Here is a 14,539-nt window from a genome sequence, read left to right on the forward strand (position 1 = left end):
TTCTCATAGTGGCAGCGCAGCATTTATGCGCACCGGATGTGCATGGAATGTGCGTGGGAAGGCCTCCCGTCGACCGCCCCGGCGTGGTCGGTGCGGCAACGGCGCAACGGTGGCGCCGTGCCAAAATAGCATGGAAGGGAATGCGGGGGCGCGCGGCGCGCGCCGTGCGGTCAGCGCGGCTTGCGCGGCAGATCGAAGCGGATGATGGCCTCGCCCGTGGACGTCACGCGCGGGGCGGGACGGAAGGCGTGGCCGTAGATGATTTCAAATGACAGGCCCAGCTTGCCGTCGGCGCGGCGGCCGCGCTCGAGCGCGGCCAGCATGCGGGCCCAGGCCTGACGGCCCATCAGCCCGCGCCGGCGCGTGGCCAGCGGATTGCCGCCCCAGGCCCGCACATCGGCCAGCAGCGCCTGCGGCGTGTCGTAGGTGACGGTGATGACCTCCATGTCCAGCACCGGCGTGGCGAAGCCCGCCTCGACCAGCTGGTCGCCGAAGTCGTGCATGTCGACGAACGGCAGGCCATGGGGCGCCATGTCCACCTCCTCGAAGGCGGTGCGCACTTCCTTGAACGTGTCGGGCCCGAAGCACGAGAACATTAGCAAGCCGTCGACCTTGAGCACGCGGCGCCACTCGGCGAACACGCGGTCCGGCTGCGGATGCCAGTGCAGCGCCAGGTTGGACCACACGAGGTTGACGGCGCCCGGCCCCAGCGGCAGCGCCGCGAAGTCGCCGCACACCAGGTCCACGCCGGTCTTGGCCGGCAGCAGCTTGCTCATCAACTGATTGATGGCGCCGGGCCGCGCCGCGCGCGCGCGGGCCGCGCCCACCATGGCCTCGGCCGCGTCCAGCCCCACGATCTGGGCCGCCGGATACGCTTTCTGCAACGTTGCCAGATCGGCACCCTCGCCGCAGCCGGCGTCGAGCACGCGCTGCGGCGACAGTTTGATCAGGCCCAGCCTGTCATGCATGCGCGCGGCGATCTCGCGCCGCAGGAAGTCGGATGGTTGCACCCGCTGCGGGCGGGCGAAGGCGGCGCGCACGCGCGCCAGGTCGATGGGCGCGCTGAGCTTGGGCGCGGAGGCAGGCACTTGCATGGTTCTTAATTAGGAGCGGTGAAGATGCGATAATGTCGGCAGTGTACATGGTTGTAGCCAAACGCGATGCCGACCACCCCGCCACCGCCGCGCCCGCCACCGCCAGCCAGCGCCCGCGCGCTGCTGCGCCGGGCCGGCACGGCCCTGCTGCACGGCCTGCTGCCCACGGCGTGCGCACTGTGCGGCGCAGCATGCGCGGACACGCTGTGCGCGCCCTGTGCCGCCCAGTTCTTCGGCCATGGCGGCCGCCACAGCGCGGCGCGCTGCCGCCAGTGCGCCAATCCGCTGCCCGTCCGCAGCGACGACACCGCCGGCAACGGCGACGCGGCCAGCCTGTGCGCCGGCTGCCTGCTGCACCGGCCCGCGTTCGACGTCACCGTGGTGGCCGCCGATTACGCCATGCCGCTCGACCAGCTGGTGTTGCAGTTAAAATTCGGCCACCGGCTGGCGCACGCCGCCCTGTTCGCCCGCCTGTTGCGCGACGCCGTGCTGGAGCGCCCCGGCTTCGCGCTGCCGGCCGTGCTGTGCCCGGTGCCGCTGGGACCGCAACGGCTGGCCGAACGCGGCTACAACCAGGCGCTCGAAATCGCCCGTCCGCTGGCGCGTCTGCTGGGCGTGGCGCTGGCGCCGCGCCTGGCCTGCCGCGTGCACGACACGCCGGCGCAAAGCAGCGTCGCGCCCGGCCAGCGCAGCGCCAACGTGGCCCACGCGTTCGCCGTGACCGATCCGGCGCTGGTCGAAGGCCGCCACATCGGCATCGTCGACGACGTGATGACCAGCGGCCAGACGCTGCACGCGCTGGCCGCCACCTTCAAGCGTTACGGCGCCGCGCGCGTGAGCAACCTGGTGTTCGCGCGCACGCCGCCCCATTGAATTTTTTTAGGAGAAGCACCTTGTTCCACGTCGTCCTCGTCAATCCGGAAATCCCGCCCAACACGGGCAATGTGATCCGCCTGTGCGCCAACACGGGCGCCCAGTTGCACCTGATCGAACCGCTGGGCTTTCCGCTGGAGGACTCGAAGATGAAACGGGCCGGCCTCGACTACCACGAGTACGCGCAAATGCGGGTGCATCCGAACTGGGAGGCGTTCCTGGCCGCCGTGCGGCCGGACCCGGCCCGCATGTTCGCCATGACCACGCACGGCTCCTCGCCGTTCGCCAGCGCCAGCTTCCGGCCCGGCGACGTGTTCGTGTTCGGCTCCGAAACGCGCGGCCTGGACCCGGCCCTGCGCGAATCGTTCCCGCCGGCCCAGCGCATCCGCCTGCCGATGCGGCCCGACAACCGCAGCCTGAACCTGTCGAACACGGTGGCCGTGGTCGTGTTCGAAGCGTGGCGCCAGAACGGCTACGCCGGCGGCGCCTGAATCCGGGCGCGGCGCCGGCGCTCAGTCCAGGAACCGGGCCGGGCCGGCGTCGAACAGGCGCTTGTGTTCGGCCATGCAGAAATAGTAGGTGCGCCCGCGATAAACGGAGGTCGGTGCCGTCGCCCTGTCCACATCCATTTCACATACGACGCAACACGGGTGTTGCGCGGTCGATACCCGCCGCTTGGCGTACGCCATGTTGGCATCGGGGTGCAACCAGCCCTGGCCCTGGTATTCGAGGTGGTCGGCCGTGCGCAGCGCCACGTCACGGCCGCAATACCGCTCCACCACCCGCAGCGCCAGGTCGATGCCGGACGACAGCCCGCCGGCGGTGGCGAGCTTGCCCGACTCGACATAGCGCGCGCCACGCTTGAGCACGATGTCGGGGAAATCCATCTGGAATTGCACATAGGCGCTGTGGTGCGTCGTCGCGGTCCGGCCCGACAACAGCCCGGTCCGGGCCAGCAGGAAGGCGCCCATGCAGACCGACATGGTGAGATCGGCCGTCCCTGCCGCCGTCCTGATCCAGTCCAGCATGGCCGCGTCCGGATCGCTCTGGGCCGGGATGACGATGACCTTGGGCGCCGGCGCCGTGGCGAACGTGTAGTCGGGCACGATGGTCATCCCGCCCGTCGCCCTGACCGGCGCGCTGGTTTCGGCCACCGTGTAAAGTTTGAACAGCGGCGCCGCGCGCCCCGGCACGCGCACGTTCTCGAACACCTCCCACGGCCCGGCGAAGTCGATGACGACGGCATCGTCCGACAGCACGAACGCCACCGGAATGCTGCCCTCGGCCGGCACCGGCAGCGGCGCGGGCGACGATGACGCCGGGCGCGTCCTGGCCTGGCCGGGTCCGGGCAAGGCGGCCGTCAGGCCCATCGCCGTCGACAATAGAAAAAGTTCACGTCTGTTCATCTTGGGTTCATCCCTGGAAAGCGCACCGGCTGGTGGCGGGAAAATGAGTGTCCCATCGCGCCGGCGCCGGCGCGAGCCGCTTGGCTGCACGCCGTCGTGCGTTGGCTGCAAACGGTCGCCGGGCGCCCGGTTTTCCCCTATGATGGCGCCATGAAAATTGTCACTGACCAAGCGCGCGGCGCGTGGCGCTACGTGGCCGGCGGCTGGCTGGCGCTGGCCCTGTTCGACGCGACCCAGACCGTGGTGTCGATGCGCGCCATGGGCATGCATCACGCCTGGCTCACGCTGTTTCTGGTGACGGCCGCGAGCTGGGCGCCCTGGGCGCTGCTCACCCCCGCCATCCTTACCTTGCTGCGGCGCTTCCGGCTGCCGTCCCGCAAGCTCGCGTCGTGGTGCGTGCATGGCGCCGCCTGCCTCGGCATCGGCGTGGTGTGGGCCACCTGGGCGGCCTTCCTCGAACACGCGACCAATCCCTTCGCCTATGCGGACGGCCCCGGCGCCTTCATTGCGCTGTGGCGGGCGAAGCTGCTGGGCACGGTGGTGGTCGATGTGCTGCTGTACGGCGTCATCGCCGCGCTCAGCATGACGCTGCATGCCCACCAACGGCTGTGGCAGCAGCGCGCCGCCAGCGCGCGCCTGGCCGAATTGCTGGCGCAGGCGCAACTGGCCTCGCTGCGCCTGCAGATCGAACCGCATTTCATCTTCAACGCGCTCAACGCCGTCACGGCGCTGATCCGCGAGCAGAAGGAGCAGGACGCGATCACGGCCATCGCCGCGCTGGGCGACCTGCTGCGCCGCGTGACCGAGCGCTCGGAGCGCCAGTTCGTGAGCATGGAGGAGGAGCTCGACTTCGTGCGCAAATACCTCGACATCCAGCGCATGCGCTTCGCCGAGCGGCTGCGCTACCGGATCGACATTCCGGCCGAACTGCTGCGCGCGCAGGTGCCCGATTTCATCGCCCAGGCGCTGGTGGAGAACGCCATCAAGCATGGCATCGCCCGGCGCGCCAAGGGCGGCGAGGTGCGCGTGTCCGCCGCCTGCGACGGCGCGGTGCTGACGCTGCGCGTCGCCAACGACGGCCCGCCATTGCCGGCGCAGTGGCAGGAGCGGGTCGGCCTGTCCAACACGCGGCAGCGCCTGCTGGCCCTGTTCGGCGACGCGTCGGCCCTGACGCTGCAAAACCAGGCCGACCATGGCGTGCTGGCCACCATCACCCTGCCCTACCGCGTGCCGGCATGAGCGCCAGCAGACCGCCGTTGCGCGCCCTGATCGTCGACGACGAACCGCTGGCGCGGCGCAATATCGCGGCCCTGCTGGCGCGCGAACCGGGCATCACCATCGTCGGCCAATGCGGTTCGGCCGACGAGGCGCTGGCGGCGATCGCCGGCACCACACCCGATCTGGTGTTCCTCGACATCGAGATGCCGGAATGCGATGGCTTTGAGCTGCTCGAACGCATCGGCCCGGCGCCGGCGTTCGCCATCGTGTTCGTCACCGCCCACCAGCAATTCGCCCTGCGCGCGTTCGACGTGGGCGCGCTCGATTATCTGCTGAAACCGTTCGACGACCAGCGCTTCGCGCGGGTGCTGGCGCGCGCGCAGGAACGGCTGCGCACGGCGGGCGAGACCCGGCGCTTCCTCGTCAAGAACGGCAGCGCGCTGGAGGTGGTCAGGTTCGCCGACGTCGACTGGGTCGAGGCCAGCGATTATTACGCGACCTTGCATGTGGGCGCCCGCAGCCACCTGCTGCGCCGCAGCCTGGCGGAGCTGGAGCTCGTGCTTGGCGGACATGGCTTCGCCCGCATCCACCGTTCCACCATCGTCAATCTCGATCGCGTCAGCGCGCTCGGCATCCGCGAGGACGGCGAATACGAGGTCGTGTTGCGGTGCGCGCGGCGCCTGCGCATCAGCCGGCGCTACCGCAAGGCGGTGCTGGAGGCACTGGAGGCGGCGCAATAACCGGGGTCAGGTCATTTTCCGACCACGCCCGCAACAAAGTTCAATTTTGAACTATACTGTTCAAAATTGAACCATTACCGGGAGTCCCCGCCATGAATCTGTTCGTCCGCCTGTTCTATGTGCTGATCACCACGCTGTTCCGTCCGCGCCTGCCGGTCGGCCCGGCCACCAGCGAACTGACGCTGCTGACCATGCCCAACGACCTCGACCTCAACCTGCACGTCAACAACGGCCGCTATCTGACGCTGTGCGATTTGAACCGGGTCGACATGTTCATCCGTTCCGGGCTGGCCAGGCTCATGGTCAAGCATGGCTGGATGCCCGTCATCACCGAGCACACGATGAACTACCGCAAGCAGCTGGGCGTGTTCCGCCGCTTCAAGGCCAGCCTGGAACTGACCCACTGGGACGAGCGGCACTTCTTCATGACGCACCGCTTCACGATCGGCGACAAGCTGATCGCCGAAGGCACGTCGAAGGGTCTGTTGCTGGGCAAGCAGGGCGTGGTCGCGCCCGAGGTGGTGATCGCCGCGATGCAGGCGCGCCGCGACGGCGCCTGAAGCGTCCTTACAGCAGCGCCTCCAGCTGGGCCGACACGCGCTCCATCACGCGGCCGATGGTGGCCAGTTCCGCCTCCGACGAGCCGGCCACCATGGCGTGCACCACCCCGGCCTGGATCTGCATGGCCTGCTTGGCCAGCGCCATGCCGGCATCGGTCAGGGTCAGGCGCTTGGTGCGGGCGTCGTCGGCGTCCGCGTCGCGCGTGACGAGGCCGCGCTCCTCCATCTGCGACAACAGCATGCTCACGCCGCTCTTGGTGATGAAGCAGCGCGCGGCCAGCTCGCGCTGGCTCAGGCCGGGCCGCGTGGCCAGCGTGGCCAGCACCTCCAGGTCGCCGACCCGCAGATGGATCTCGGCCAGGCGCCGGCTGACCACCGTTTCGCACAGATTGTAGGCGCGCACGGTCGCCAGCCAGGCCTGCGTGCCGTGCGGCGACGACGGCTGCTTCATGCCTGGCGGACCTTGTTCAGCAGTTTGGTGGTCGAGCGGTCGTGTTCGAAATCGATGGCGACGGCCTGGCCGCCGTAGGCCAGCACGGCCTGCCCTTCCGGGATGGCGCGCATGTCGTAGTCGCCGCCCTTGGCGTAGATCTCGGGCCGCGCCGCCAGCACCACCTGAAGCGCCGTGTCCTCGTCGAAGTCCACCACCAGGCTGACCGATTCCAGCGCGGCCAGCACGGCCATGCGGTCGGCGCAGCTGTTCAGCGGGCGGTCGTCGCCCTTGCCCAGCCGCTTGACGGAGGCGTCGGTGTTGGCCGCCACCACCAGCGAGGCGCCCAGCGCGCGCGCCTGCGCGAGGTAGGTCACGTGGCCGCGGTGCAGGATGTCGAACACGCCGTTGGTCAGGACCACGGGCTTGGGCAGCGCGGCCACGCGCGCGGCCAGTTGTTCACGGGTGCAAATCTTGTTCTCAAAAACGGGCATGGGGACTCTTGGTTCGGTTATTCGTCGTCTTCGTCTTCGTCGTCGATCTGCATGCTGAGTTCGCCGGCGCCCGAACTGGCCGGTCCGCCGTGGCGCTCGCCGCGCAGCTTGATCTGCAGCCGCAGGCCGTTGGCCGAGTCGGCGTTGCGGATCGCTTCGTCGTAGCCGATGAAACCCTTATTATAAAGTTCATACAGGGCCTGGTCGAACGTGCACATGCCGAGCTCGCGCGACTTGTGCATGATTTCCTTGATCGACTGGAAATTGCCCTTGAAGATCATCTCGGCGATGGTCGGCGTGTTGAGCAGGATTTCGATGGCCGCCTTGCGGCCCTTGCCGTCCTCGGTGCGCACCAGCCGCTGCGAGACGATGGCGCGCAGGTTGGACGACAAGTCCATCAGCAGCTGGTTGCGCCGCTCCTCGGGGAAGAAGTTGATGATGCGGTCCATGGTCTGGTTCGAATTGTTCGCGTGCAGCGTGCCCAGGCACAGGTGGCCCGTCTCCGCGAACGCGATCGCGTGCTCCATGGTTTCCGTGTCGCGGATCTCGCCGATCAGGATCACGTCCGGCGCCTGGCGCAGCGTGTTCTTGAGCGCGTTGTGCCACGACAGCGTGTCGACGCCCACCTCGCGGTGCGTGATCAGGCAGCCCTTGTTCTTGTGCACATACTCGACCGGATCCTCGACCGTGATGATGTGGCCGGCCGAGTTGGCGTTGCGGTAATCGATCATGGCCGCCAGCGTGGTCGACTTGCCCGAGCCCGTGCCGCCCACCACCAGCACCAGCCCGCGCTTGGTCATGATGACCTCCTTCAGGATGTCGGGCAGGTCCAGCTTTTCAAACGTCGGGATCTCGGAGGCGATGGTGCGGATCACCATGGCCACGTTCTGCTGCTGCACGAACACGTTGACGCGGAAGCGGCACACGTCCGGCAGCGAGATGGCAAAATTGCATTCCATCTCGGCCTCGAACTCGGCGCGCTGCTTGTCGTTCATGATGGACAGGGCCAGCGCGCGCGTGATGGGCCCGCTCAGCTTCTGCTGGCTGAGCGGCTTCATCGCGCCCTGCGACTTCATGCTGGGAGGGAAATCGGCGGAAATGAACAAATCGGAACCGCCCGTGTGGTGCATCACCTTGAGCAGCTTGTGCAGGTAATCCCGCGCCTCTTCAGGGCCAAAAGTGGAGGACATGCGAACCTTTCGATCTAGCGTTACCGCGACACGGCCAGCACCACGGCCATCTCGCGCATTATATCGGCAGCCATTGTCGCCACCGCTTTTTCGTCAACGGCACAACGCTCGCCATCGCCGTTGACAGCCGGGTTGATATTGGCCCCTTTATATCATTGCGTCGCCGCAATGCCTGTGTTCAAATACCTTTATGACACTGACCGAACTGAAATACATCGTTGCTGTTGCACGAGCGAAACACTTCGGCCACGCGGCCGAGGCGTGCTATGTGGCCCAGCCGACGCTCTCGGTAGCAATCAAGAAGCTCGAAGACGAGCTCGGTGTCGTGCTGTTTGAACGGGGCGGCGCGGAAATCTCCGTCACCCCGCTGGGCGCGCAGATCGTGGCCCAGGCCGAGCGCGTGCTGGAACAGACGGCCGCCATCAAGGAACTGGCCAAGCAGAACAAGGACCCGCTGGCCGGTCCGCTGCGCCTGGGCGTGATCTACACCATCGGCCCCTACCTGCTGCCGCCGCTGGTGAAGGCCATGATCGCCAATGTGCCGCAGATGCCGCTGATCCTGCAGGAAAACTTCACCGTCAAACTGCTCGAAATGCTGCGCCAGGGCGAACTGGACGCGGCCATCATGGCGCTGCCGCTGCCCGAGCACGGCATGGCCGTGCAGGCGCTGTACGACGAACCGTTCGTGGTGGCCATGCCGCCCCAGCACCCGTGGGCCAAGCGCACGGCCATCCCGGCCGAGGACTTGAAGACGGAAAACATGCTCTTGCTGGGCAACGGCCACTGCTTCCGCGACCAGGTGCTGGAGGTGTGCCCCGAGATGGCGCGCTTCTCCTCGCCCGGCAACGGCATGCAGCGCACGTTCGAAGGCTCGTCGCTCGACACCATCCGCCACATGGTGGCCTCCGGCATCGGCCTGACGGTGCTGCCGCGCGCGTCCGTGCCGGACATGGACAGCGCGGACGGCATGCTGCGCTTCCGCCATTTCACCCAGCCCGAGCCGTCGCGGCGGGTGGTGATCGTGTGGCGCAAGAGCTTCACCCGCAAGGCCGCCATCGACGCCATCTGCGCCGCCGTCGCGCAATGCAAGCTGCCCGGCGTGACCCCGCTGCCGCTGGACGGCCACTGACGCCCGCCACCCTCCCCTGACGCGCCGGGCCAGGATTTGCGATAATCGCGTTTTGTCCTGCAACGGATCGCCCCCATGAACAAGCTGGAGCTGTACGCGCGCCTGCTGCGCCTCGATAAACCGATCGGCACGCTGCTGCTGCTGTGGCCCACGCTGAGCGCGCTGTGGCTGGCCTCGGGCGGCAAGCCGGACTGGAAGCTGGTGCTGATCTTTTCGCTCGGCACGCTGCTGATGCGCTCGGCCGGCTGCGCCGTCAACGACTACGCCGACCAGGATTTCGACAAGCACGTCAAGCGCACGGCCCAGCGTCCCATCACCAGCGGCAGGGTCAGCGGCAAGGAGGCGCTGGCCATCGCCGCCGCGCTGGCGCTGCTCTCGTTCGGCCTGATCCTGCCGCTCAACACGCTGACCAAGCAATTGTCGGTGGCCGCCGTGATCATCGCCGCCACCTACCCCTACTTCAAACGCTTCTTCGCCCTGCCCCAGGCCTACCTCGGCATCGCGTTCGGCTTCGGCATCCCGATGGCGTTCGCCGCCGTGCAGGGCACGGTGCCGCCGCTGGCGTGGGTGATGCTGGTGGCCAACGTGTTCTGGGCCCTGGCCTACGACACCGAATACGCGATGGTGGACCGCGACGACGACTTGAAGATCGGCATCAAGACCTCGGCCATCACCTTCGGCCGCCACGACGTGGCCGCCGTCATGTTCTGCTACGGCGCCAACCTGACGCTGCTGCTGGCCTGCGGCTGGCTGCTGGGCTTGCGCGCGTGGTTCGTTACGGGACTGCTGGCAGCGGCCGCCATAGCGGCGTACCATTACACCTTGATACGGGGCCGTGAGCGCGACGCCTGCTTCCATGCGTTCCGCCACAACAACTGGCTGGGCGCGGCGGTGTTCGCCGGCGTGGCCCTGGATTACGCGCTGCGCTAAGCACCCGCGTTCCGCACGCGCTTGATCTGGCGCACAGCGCCGTCCGCGCAGCAACTTATACACTGGGCATTTCACGATGTCGTGATCCACCTGAACAAGGAGTGACCATCATGGAACAAACTGTGCAGCAAGGAAATGGCGCCGTCAACGGCAACGTGGCGCAAGGGCAAGCGGCCAACCACGAGGCGCGCGAAAAACTGATGAACGATCTGAAGCTGGTGATCGGCGACGCCGAGAGCTGGCTCAAGGAAGCCAAACGCAACGCGGCCCACAACGCCGGCGAAGCCCAGGCCCGCTTCGACGACACCCTGCGCACGGCCAAGACGGATTTGCTGCGCCTGCAGGACAGCATGAGCGCGCGCGGCAAACTGGCGGCCCAGTCCGCCAATGGCTATGTCAAAGGCCATGCGTGGCAGGCCGTGGGCCTGGGCGCGGCCGTGGGCGTGATCGCCGGCCTGCTGCTGGCGCGCCGCTAGGCGGCAAGGCACGCCGCGGCGCGGCGGCCGGCCGGTGCGGCCGGCCGCGATTCAGCCCGATGGTACTTGACGCGGTCGCCGCGACAGCGGCCGCCCGCCGGGTACCGGCGCAACACGCCGTCGTCGCGGTTGCGGGTGGCGTCGCGCCACCATGCCATAATGGCGCTGCGTCGCGCGGTCGTCTGCGCGCCACTTCCGGAATGGAGTTACATGCCGCCTCGTTCGCCCTATCGTCTGCTCATTGTGCTGGCGGCCTGCGCCGTGCTGACACCGGCCCGGGCGGTGGAGGTGCGCATGGCCTTCGGCGAAAAGATCCCCCCGTTCTGCTTTCCCGAAACGAACTCCGGCATCGAACTGGAGGTGATCGGCGAGGCCCTGGCCTACCGTGGCCATGTGCTCAGGCCCCAGTATTTCCCGTTCGCCCGCGTGCCCGTCGCGTTCAAGGGCCGGGTGGTGGACGCGGCCATGACCGACCTGGGCGAGGACTTGACGCCGGCCGGCGGCGTCTATGGCGACCCCGCCGTCCTGTACGACAACGTGTTCATCAGCCTCAAGGAACGCCACCTCGTGATCCACCAACCGCAGGACTTGCGCGGCTTGCGCGTGATCGCCTTCGCCGGCGCGGCCAAGCGCTACCCGGCCTGGCTGGGGCCGGTGAAGGACGCGGGCCTGTACTTCGAACAGAACGACCAGGCGCTGCAGGTGCTCACGCTGGACAAGGGCCGCTACGACCTGGTGCTCAGCGACCGCAACATCTTCAAATACTTCACCCTGCAACTGAAGCGCGAACACGGCGTGCCCCTCAGACCGACCGAGGAGCACAGCTTCGTCAAGCTCAACCCCATGGACTACCGTCCCGTGTTCCGCGACAGCCGCGTGCGCGACGACTTCAACGCCGGTCTCAGGCACTTGAAGGAAACGGGGCGCTACAACGCCATCTACCAGAAATACCTGGGCGACGATTAGCGCGCCCGGCGCCCCCCCCGGCCGCTCAGCTGAAGGCGCTGCACCAGCCGCCGGCCAGCACCAGCTTGCCGGGGAACAGCGGGCAGCCGCCCTTGCCATCGGGACCATCCTCGTAGATCTGGCATTTCGAACATTGCTGATCCGGCTGGTGCTCGGGGAATTTGGCCTGGTCGACGCGGGCCGTCTGCGCCACGTAGCCGAACTCGACCGCCTTGGGTTCGTCCTCGCGCAGCAGGGTGCGCTCGTCGGCCACGGCCAGCCGGCCCAGGCCGGCGGCGGCCAGTCCCGCGACGGCTTGCATGATGAAGATTCTGCGGTTGCCCATGGTGCCTCCGGATGTTGTTCAGCCGCCATGATACTACCGGCCGCCGGCCGCCGCCGCGGCGGGCCGGTGTCGTCCCCGCAACAAAACAGGACGAATGTCCAATATCAGCGTTGCAAAGCGGCGGACCACGGCTATACTGCCAGAGCCGTACTCTGCACACCAATAAAAAACAAGGGGACAGTTTCATGCACAAGGCACTGGGCGCGCTCGCGCTTTGCGGTTCCGTTTGCCTGTTGACGTCATGCGGCAAATCGGCCGACACCACGGCCGGCGCCAGCGCCGACGCCGCCTTCCAGCAACACCTGCAGGAGCAATTGCTGGACGCCAAACCGGGCGACGTGATCACCATCCCGGCCGGCCACTACCACCTGAGCAGCGGCCTCACGCTGCGCGCCAACGGCGTCACCGTGCGCGGGGCCGGCATGGACCAGACCGTGCTGTCGTTCAAGGGCCAGGTGACGGGGCCGGAAGGCATGCTGGTGTACGCCAGCGACTTCACCATCGAAGGCTTGACCATCGAGGACAGCAAGGGCGACGGCCTGAAGATCAACGACGGCGACCACATCACGATCCGCAAGGTCAAGGTGCAATGGACGGGCGGCTCCAAGGTCAGCAACGGCGCCTACGGCATCTACCCGGTCAAGACCCGGAACGTGCTGATCGAGGATTGCGTGGCCATCGCCGCCTCCGACGCCGGCATCTACGTGGGCCAGTCGCGCGACGTGGTGGTGCGCCGCTCGCGCGCCGAGCAGAACGTGGCCGGCATCGAGATCGAGAACACCATCAACGCCGACGTGTATGAGAACGTGGCCACCAACAACACGGGCGGCATCCTCGTGTTCAACATGCCCAACCTGTCGCAGGCCGGCTACGCCACGCGCGTGTTCCACAACAAGGTCGACAAGAACAACCTCGGCAACTTCGCCGCGCGCGGCACGGCCGTGGCCAGCGTGCCGGCCGGCTCGGGCGTGGTGATCAATTCCAACTCCAAGGTGGAAATCTTCGACAACGACATCACCGACAACCAGACCGCCAACGTCATCATCTCCAGCTACCACTCGACCGGCTACTACACGGAAAAAGGCGTGTCGGCCGGCTACGATCCCTATCCGAAAGCCATCTTCGTGTACGGCAACCGCTTCCACGGCGGCGGCGACTCGCCCGACGGCCTCGATCTGAAAGCGTTGAAGCTGGCCATGTACGGCCTGACGGGCCACCTGCCCGACGTGCTGTGGGACGGCTACGTGGACACCAAGCTGCTGGTGAACGGCAGGCTGCCGCCCGAAGCGCGTATCTGCATCCAGGATGGCGTGGACGTGCTCAACGCCGACGGCCCCCACAAATACCAGAACCCGAACAAGGACACGGCGCCCTACCGCTGCCAGCTGGCCAAGCTGCCGCCGGTCGCCATCCCGCAACTGTCGGCCGCCTCCTGAACCCCAGCAAACAGGCAACACACATGACGTTCGCCCCGATAGGCCGCCGCTGGCGCGCGGCCGCCCTGTCCCTGTGCGCGCTGGCCCTGACGGCCTGCACGCGCGGCCAGCCGCCCGTCGACTTCATCACCGACGGCAATCCCCAACACCTGAGCGACTGGCATCTGATGGCGGCCGAAGGCGGCCGGCTGGTGCTCAACAACGGCGTCGTCCCCTACGACCTGAACACGCCGCTGTTCACCGACTACGCCCAGAAACTGCGCACGCTGTGGATGCCCAAGGGCGCCAGCGCCGGCTACCAGGCCGACGCCGCGTTCGACTTCCCGGTCGGCACCATCATCTCCAAGACGTTCTTCTATCCGCGCCAGCCGGGCACGGGCGGGGGCGTTGGCGCCGGCGGGGGCAAGCCCGACGCCGTGCTGGCCACCTACGACAGCAGCCGCAACGGCGGCGAACGGCTGGACCTGGCCAACGTGCGGCTGGTCGAGACGCGGCTGCTGGTGCGCCGCAAGACGGGCTGGATCGCCCTGCCCTACGTGTGGAACGCCGGGCAGACCGACGCCGTGCTGGCCCGCACCGGCCAGCAGGTGGCGCTGGACGTGCAGCATGAGGACGGCGGCCACCGGCCGCTGACCTACGTGGTGCCCAACGTGAACCAGTGCGCCTCGTGCCACGTGGCCGACCTGAAGACGCGCCAGTTCCAGCCGCTCGGCCCGAAGGCGCGCCACCTGAACCGCGAGGTCACGCACGACGGCGTGACGGAAAACCAGCTCGCCTACCTGGCCCGCATCGGCTACCTGACGGGCGCGCCCGCGCCGCAGGCGGCGCCGCGCAACGCCAACTGGCGCGACGACAAGCAGACGCTGGACGCGCGCGCCCGCGCCTACCTCGACATCAACTGCGCCCACTGCCACAACGACCGGGGCGCGGCCAACACCACGGCGTTGCACCTGAACATCGGCGCGCCGGCCGACCTGCATCTGGGATTGTGCAAGCCGCCGGTGGCGGCCGGCGCCGGCACGGGCGGCCGGCCATACGACATCGTGCCGGGCAAGCCGGACGACTCGATCATGCTGTACCGGCTCGCCTCGTCCGAGACAGGCGTGATGATGCCGGAACTGGGGCGCGGCTCCGCGCACGCCGAGGGCGTGGCCCTGATCCGCGCCTGGATCGCCGCCATGCCGCCCGGCTGCGGCCAATAACAAAAACCGGGGTCAGGTCATGCCGTCCCGCAAGATGCGCGCATCTTGCGGGACGGCATGACCTGACCCC

Annotated in this window: 17 protein-coding genes; 11 read left to right on the forward strand and 6 right to left on the reverse strand. The window is 67.8% G+C overall.

Annotation, left to right across the window (positions count from 1 at the left end):
* Positions 1 to 170 precede the first annotated feature (170 nt).
* Complete coding sequence (locus AC1RQG_RS09045; protein WP_493130442.1) at positions 171 to 1,094, reverse strand: methyltransferase domain-containing protein; 924 nt, start codon at positions 1,092 to 1,094, stop codon at positions 171 to 173.
* Between the two features lie 66 nt (positions 1,095 to 1,160).
* Between AC1RQG_RS09045 and AC1RQG_RS09050 the strand changes: the two genes are divergently transcribed.
* Together AC1RQG_RS09050 and trmL are read left to right on the forward strand one after the other, a co-directional pair.
* Positions 1,161 to 1,967, forward strand: coding sequence for a ComF family protein (locus AC1RQG_RS09050; RefSeq protein WP_493130444.1), 807 nt, complete (start codon positions 1,161 to 1,163; stop codon positions 1,965 to 1,967).
* 20 nt (positions 1,968 to 1,987) lie between these two features.
* Entirely contained in the window at positions 1,988 to 2,458 is a 471-nt protein-coding gene (gene trmL, locus AC1RQG_RS09055) for a tRNA (uridine(34)/cytosine(34)/5-carboxymethylaminomethyluridine(34)-2'-O)-methyltransferase TrmL (RefSeq protein ID WP_493130446.1), read from the forward strand.
* Positions 2,459 to 2,479: 21 nt separating this feature from the next.
* Here trmL and AC1RQG_RS09060 read toward each other — a convergent pair whose 3' ends face one another.
* Positions 2,480 to 3,373 (reverse strand): DJ-1/PfpI family protein, encoded by an 894-nt coding sequence (locus AC1RQG_RS09060; protein ID WP_493130448.1) that lies wholly within the window; start codon positions 3,371 to 3,373, stop codon positions 2,480 to 2,482.
* A 150-nt stretch (positions 3,374 to 3,523) separates the two neighbouring features.
* Here AC1RQG_RS09060 and AC1RQG_RS09065 point away from each other — a divergent pair, with 150 nt between their 5' ends.
* The 3 genes from AC1RQG_RS09065 to AC1RQG_RS09075 all read left to right on the forward strand — a co-directional run bounded on the left by AC1RQG_RS09065 (position 3,524) and on the right by AC1RQG_RS09075 (position 5,891).
* Positions 3,524 to 4,612 (forward strand): sensor histidine kinase, encoded by a 1,089-nt coding sequence (locus AC1RQG_RS09065; RefSeq protein ID WP_493130450.1) that lies wholly within the window; start codon positions 3,524 to 3,526, stop codon positions 4,610 to 4,612.
* Positions 4,609 to 5,331 (forward strand): LytR/AlgR family response regulator transcription factor, encoded by a 723-nt coding sequence (locus AC1RQG_RS09070; protein WP_493130452.1) that lies wholly within the window; start codon positions 4,609 to 4,611, stop codon positions 5,329 to 5,331. The genes AC1RQG_RS09065 and AC1RQG_RS09070 overlap by 4 nt, the downstream gene beginning before the upstream one ends.
* A 92-nt stretch (positions 5,332 to 5,423) precedes the next feature.
* A complete protein-coding gene (locus AC1RQG_RS09075; protein ID WP_493130454.1) occupies positions 5,424 to 5,891 on the forward strand; it encodes an acyl-CoA thioesterase in 468 nt (155 codons plus the stop codon).
* Between the two features lie 7 nt (positions 5,892 to 5,898).
* On the opposite strand, the gene AC1RQG_RS09080 is transcribed toward AC1RQG_RS09075, so the two are convergent.
* The 3 genes from AC1RQG_RS09080 to AC1RQG_RS09090 are packed head-to-tail and all read right to left on the reverse strand — an operon-like array spanning position 5,899 to position 8,005.
* Positions 5,899 to 6,342 (reverse strand): MarR family winged helix-turn-helix transcriptional regulator, encoded by a 444-nt coding sequence (locus AC1RQG_RS09080; protein ID WP_493130456.1) that lies wholly within the window; start codon positions 6,340 to 6,342, stop codon positions 5,899 to 5,901.
* Entirely contained in the window at positions 6,339 to 6,815 is a 477-nt protein-coding gene (locus AC1RQG_RS09085; protein WP_493130458.1) for an adenylyltransferase/cytidyltransferase family protein, read from the reverse strand. The genes AC1RQG_RS09080 and AC1RQG_RS09085 overlap by 4 nt, the downstream gene beginning before the upstream one ends.
* A 17-nt stretch (positions 6,816 to 6,832) precedes the next feature.
* Positions 6,833 to 8,005, reverse strand: a complete 1,173-nt coding sequence (locus AC1RQG_RS09090; RefSeq protein WP_493130460.1) for a PilT/PilU family type 4a pilus ATPase — start codon at positions 8,003 to 8,005, stop codon at positions 6,833 to 6,835.
* A gap of 190 nt (positions 8,006 to 8,195) precedes the next feature.
* On the opposite strand from AC1RQG_RS09090, the gene AC1RQG_RS09095 reads away from it, so the two are divergent.
* The 4 genes from AC1RQG_RS09095 (at position 8,196) to AC1RQG_RS09110 (ending at position 11,506) form a co-directional block, all read left to right on the forward strand.
* The gene (locus AC1RQG_RS09095; RefSeq protein WP_493130462.1) at positions 8,196 to 9,134 is read left to right on the forward strand and encodes a hydrogen peroxide-inducible genes activator; all 939 of its coding nucleotides are present in this window, start codon (positions 8,196 to 8,198) and stop codon (positions 9,132 to 9,134) included.
* Positions 9,135 to 9,209: 75 nt separating this feature from the next.
* Positions 9,210 to 10,064 carry a 4-hydroxybenzoate octaprenyltransferase gene (gene ubiA, locus AC1RQG_RS09100; protein ID WP_493130464.1) on the forward strand — a complete coding sequence of 285 codons (855 nt, stop codon included), beginning with the start codon at positions 9,210 to 9,212 and terminating at the stop codon, positions 10,062 to 10,064.
* Positions 10,065 to 10,174: 110 nt separating this feature from the next.
* Positions 10,175 to 10,540 carry an ElaB/YgaM/YqjD family protein gene (locus tag AC1RQG_RS09105; protein WP_493130466.1) on the forward strand — a complete coding sequence of 122 codons (366 nt, stop codon included), beginning with the start codon at positions 10,175 to 10,177 and terminating at the stop codon, positions 10,538 to 10,540.
* Between the two features lie 210 nt (positions 10,541 to 10,750).
* Complete coding sequence (locus tag AC1RQG_RS09110; RefSeq protein ID WP_493130468.1) at positions 10,751 to 11,506, forward strand: substrate-binding periplasmic protein; 756 nt, start codon at positions 10,751 to 10,753, stop codon at positions 11,504 to 11,506.
* 25 nt (positions 11,507 to 11,531) lie between these two features.
* Here the strand turns inward: AC1RQG_RS09110 and AC1RQG_RS09115 are convergent, their stop codons facing one another.
* Entirely contained in the window at positions 11,532 to 11,831 is a 300-nt protein-coding gene (locus AC1RQG_RS09115) for a high-potential iron-sulfur protein (RefSeq protein ID WP_493130470.1), read from the reverse strand.
* A 185-nt stretch (positions 11,832 to 12,016) separates the two neighbouring features.
* On the opposite strand from AC1RQG_RS09115, the gene AC1RQG_RS09120 reads away from it, so the two are divergent.
* Together AC1RQG_RS09120 and AC1RQG_RS09125 are read left to right on the forward strand one after the other, a co-directional pair.
* Positions 12,017 to 13,267 (forward strand): parallel beta-helix domain-containing protein, encoded by a 1,251-nt coding sequence (locus tag AC1RQG_RS09120; RefSeq protein ID WP_493130472.1) that lies wholly within the window; start codon positions 12,017 to 12,019, stop codon positions 13,265 to 13,267.
* Positions 13,268 to 13,290: 23 nt separating this feature from the next.
* On the forward strand, positions 13,291 to 14,469 hold the full coding sequence (locus tag AC1RQG_RS09125; protein WP_493130474.1) for an SO2930 family diheme c-type cytochrome: 1,179 nt from the start codon (positions 13,291 to 13,293) through the stop codon (positions 14,467 to 14,469).
* Positions 14,470 to 14,539 lie beyond the last annotated feature (70 nt).

It is taken from the genome of Rugamonas sp. GW822-FHT03B10, assembly GCF_058801745.1.

What these genes read in the sequence shown, in the direction of transcription:
- AC1RQG_RS09045 (WP_493130442.1), bottom strand. Translation starts at nt 1,094, where the DNA reads ATGCAAGTGCCTGCCTCCGCGCCCAAGCTCAGCGCGCCCATCGACCTG.
- AC1RQG_RS09050 (WP_493130444.1), top strand. Translation starts at nt 1,161, where the DNA reads ATGCCGACCACCCCGCCACCGCCGCGCCCGCCACCGCCAGCCAGCGCC.
- AC1RQG_RS09060 (WP_493130448.1), bottom strand. Translation starts at nt 3,373, where the DNA reads ATGAACAGACGTGAACTTTTTCTATTGTCGACGGCGATGGGCCTGACG.
- AC1RQG_RS09065 (WP_493130450.1), top strand. Translation starts at nt 3,524, where the DNA reads ATGAAAATTGTCACTGACCAAGCGCGCGGCGCGTGGCGCTACGTGGCC.
- AC1RQG_RS09070 (WP_493130452.1), top strand. Translation starts at nt 4,609, where the DNA reads ATGAGCGCCAGCAGACCGCCGTTGCGCGCCCTGATCGTCGACGACGAA.
- AC1RQG_RS09075 (WP_493130454.1), top strand. Translation starts at nt 5,424, where the DNA reads ATGAATCTGTTCGTCCGCCTGTTCTATGTGCTGATCACCACGCTGTTC.
- AC1RQG_RS09080 (WP_493130456.1), bottom strand. Translation starts at nt 6,342, where the DNA reads ATGAAGCAGCCGTCGTCGCCGCACGGCACGCAGGCCTGGCTGGCGACC.
- AC1RQG_RS09085 (WP_493130458.1), bottom strand. Translation starts at nt 6,815, where the DNA reads ATGCCCGTTTTTGAGAACAAGATTTGCACCCGTGAACAACTGGCCGCG.
- AC1RQG_RS09090 (WP_493130460.1), bottom strand. Translation starts at nt 8,005, where the DNA reads ATGTCCTCCACTTTTGGCCCTGAAGAGGCGCGGGATTACCTGCACAAG.
- AC1RQG_RS09095 (WP_493130462.1), top strand. Translation starts at nt 8,196, where the DNA reads ATGACACTGACCGAACTGAAATACATCGTTGCTGTTGCACGAGCGAAA.
- ubiA (WP_493130464.1), top strand. Translation starts at nt 9,210, where the DNA reads ATGAACAAGCTGGAGCTGTACGCGCGCCTGCTGCGCCTCGATAAACCG.
- AC1RQG_RS09105 (WP_493130466.1), top strand. Translation starts at nt 10,175, where the DNA reads ATGGAACAAACTGTGCAGCAAGGAAATGGCGCCGTCAACGGCAACGTG.
- AC1RQG_RS09110 (WP_493130468.1), top strand. Translation starts at nt 10,751, where the DNA reads ATGCCGCCTCGTTCGCCCTATCGTCTGCTCATTGTGCTGGCGGCCTGC.
- AC1RQG_RS09115 (WP_493130470.1), bottom strand. Translation starts at nt 11,831, where the DNA reads ATGGGCAACCGCAGAATCTTCATCATGCAAGCCGTCGCGGGACTGGCC.
- AC1RQG_RS09120 (WP_493130472.1), top strand. Translation starts at nt 12,017, where the DNA reads ATGCACAAGGCACTGGGCGCGCTCGCGCTTTGCGGTTCCGTTTGCCTG.
- AC1RQG_RS09125 (WP_493130474.1), top strand. Translation starts at nt 13,291, where the DNA reads ATGACGTTCGCCCCGATAGGCCGCCGCTGGCGCGCGGCCGCCCTGTCC.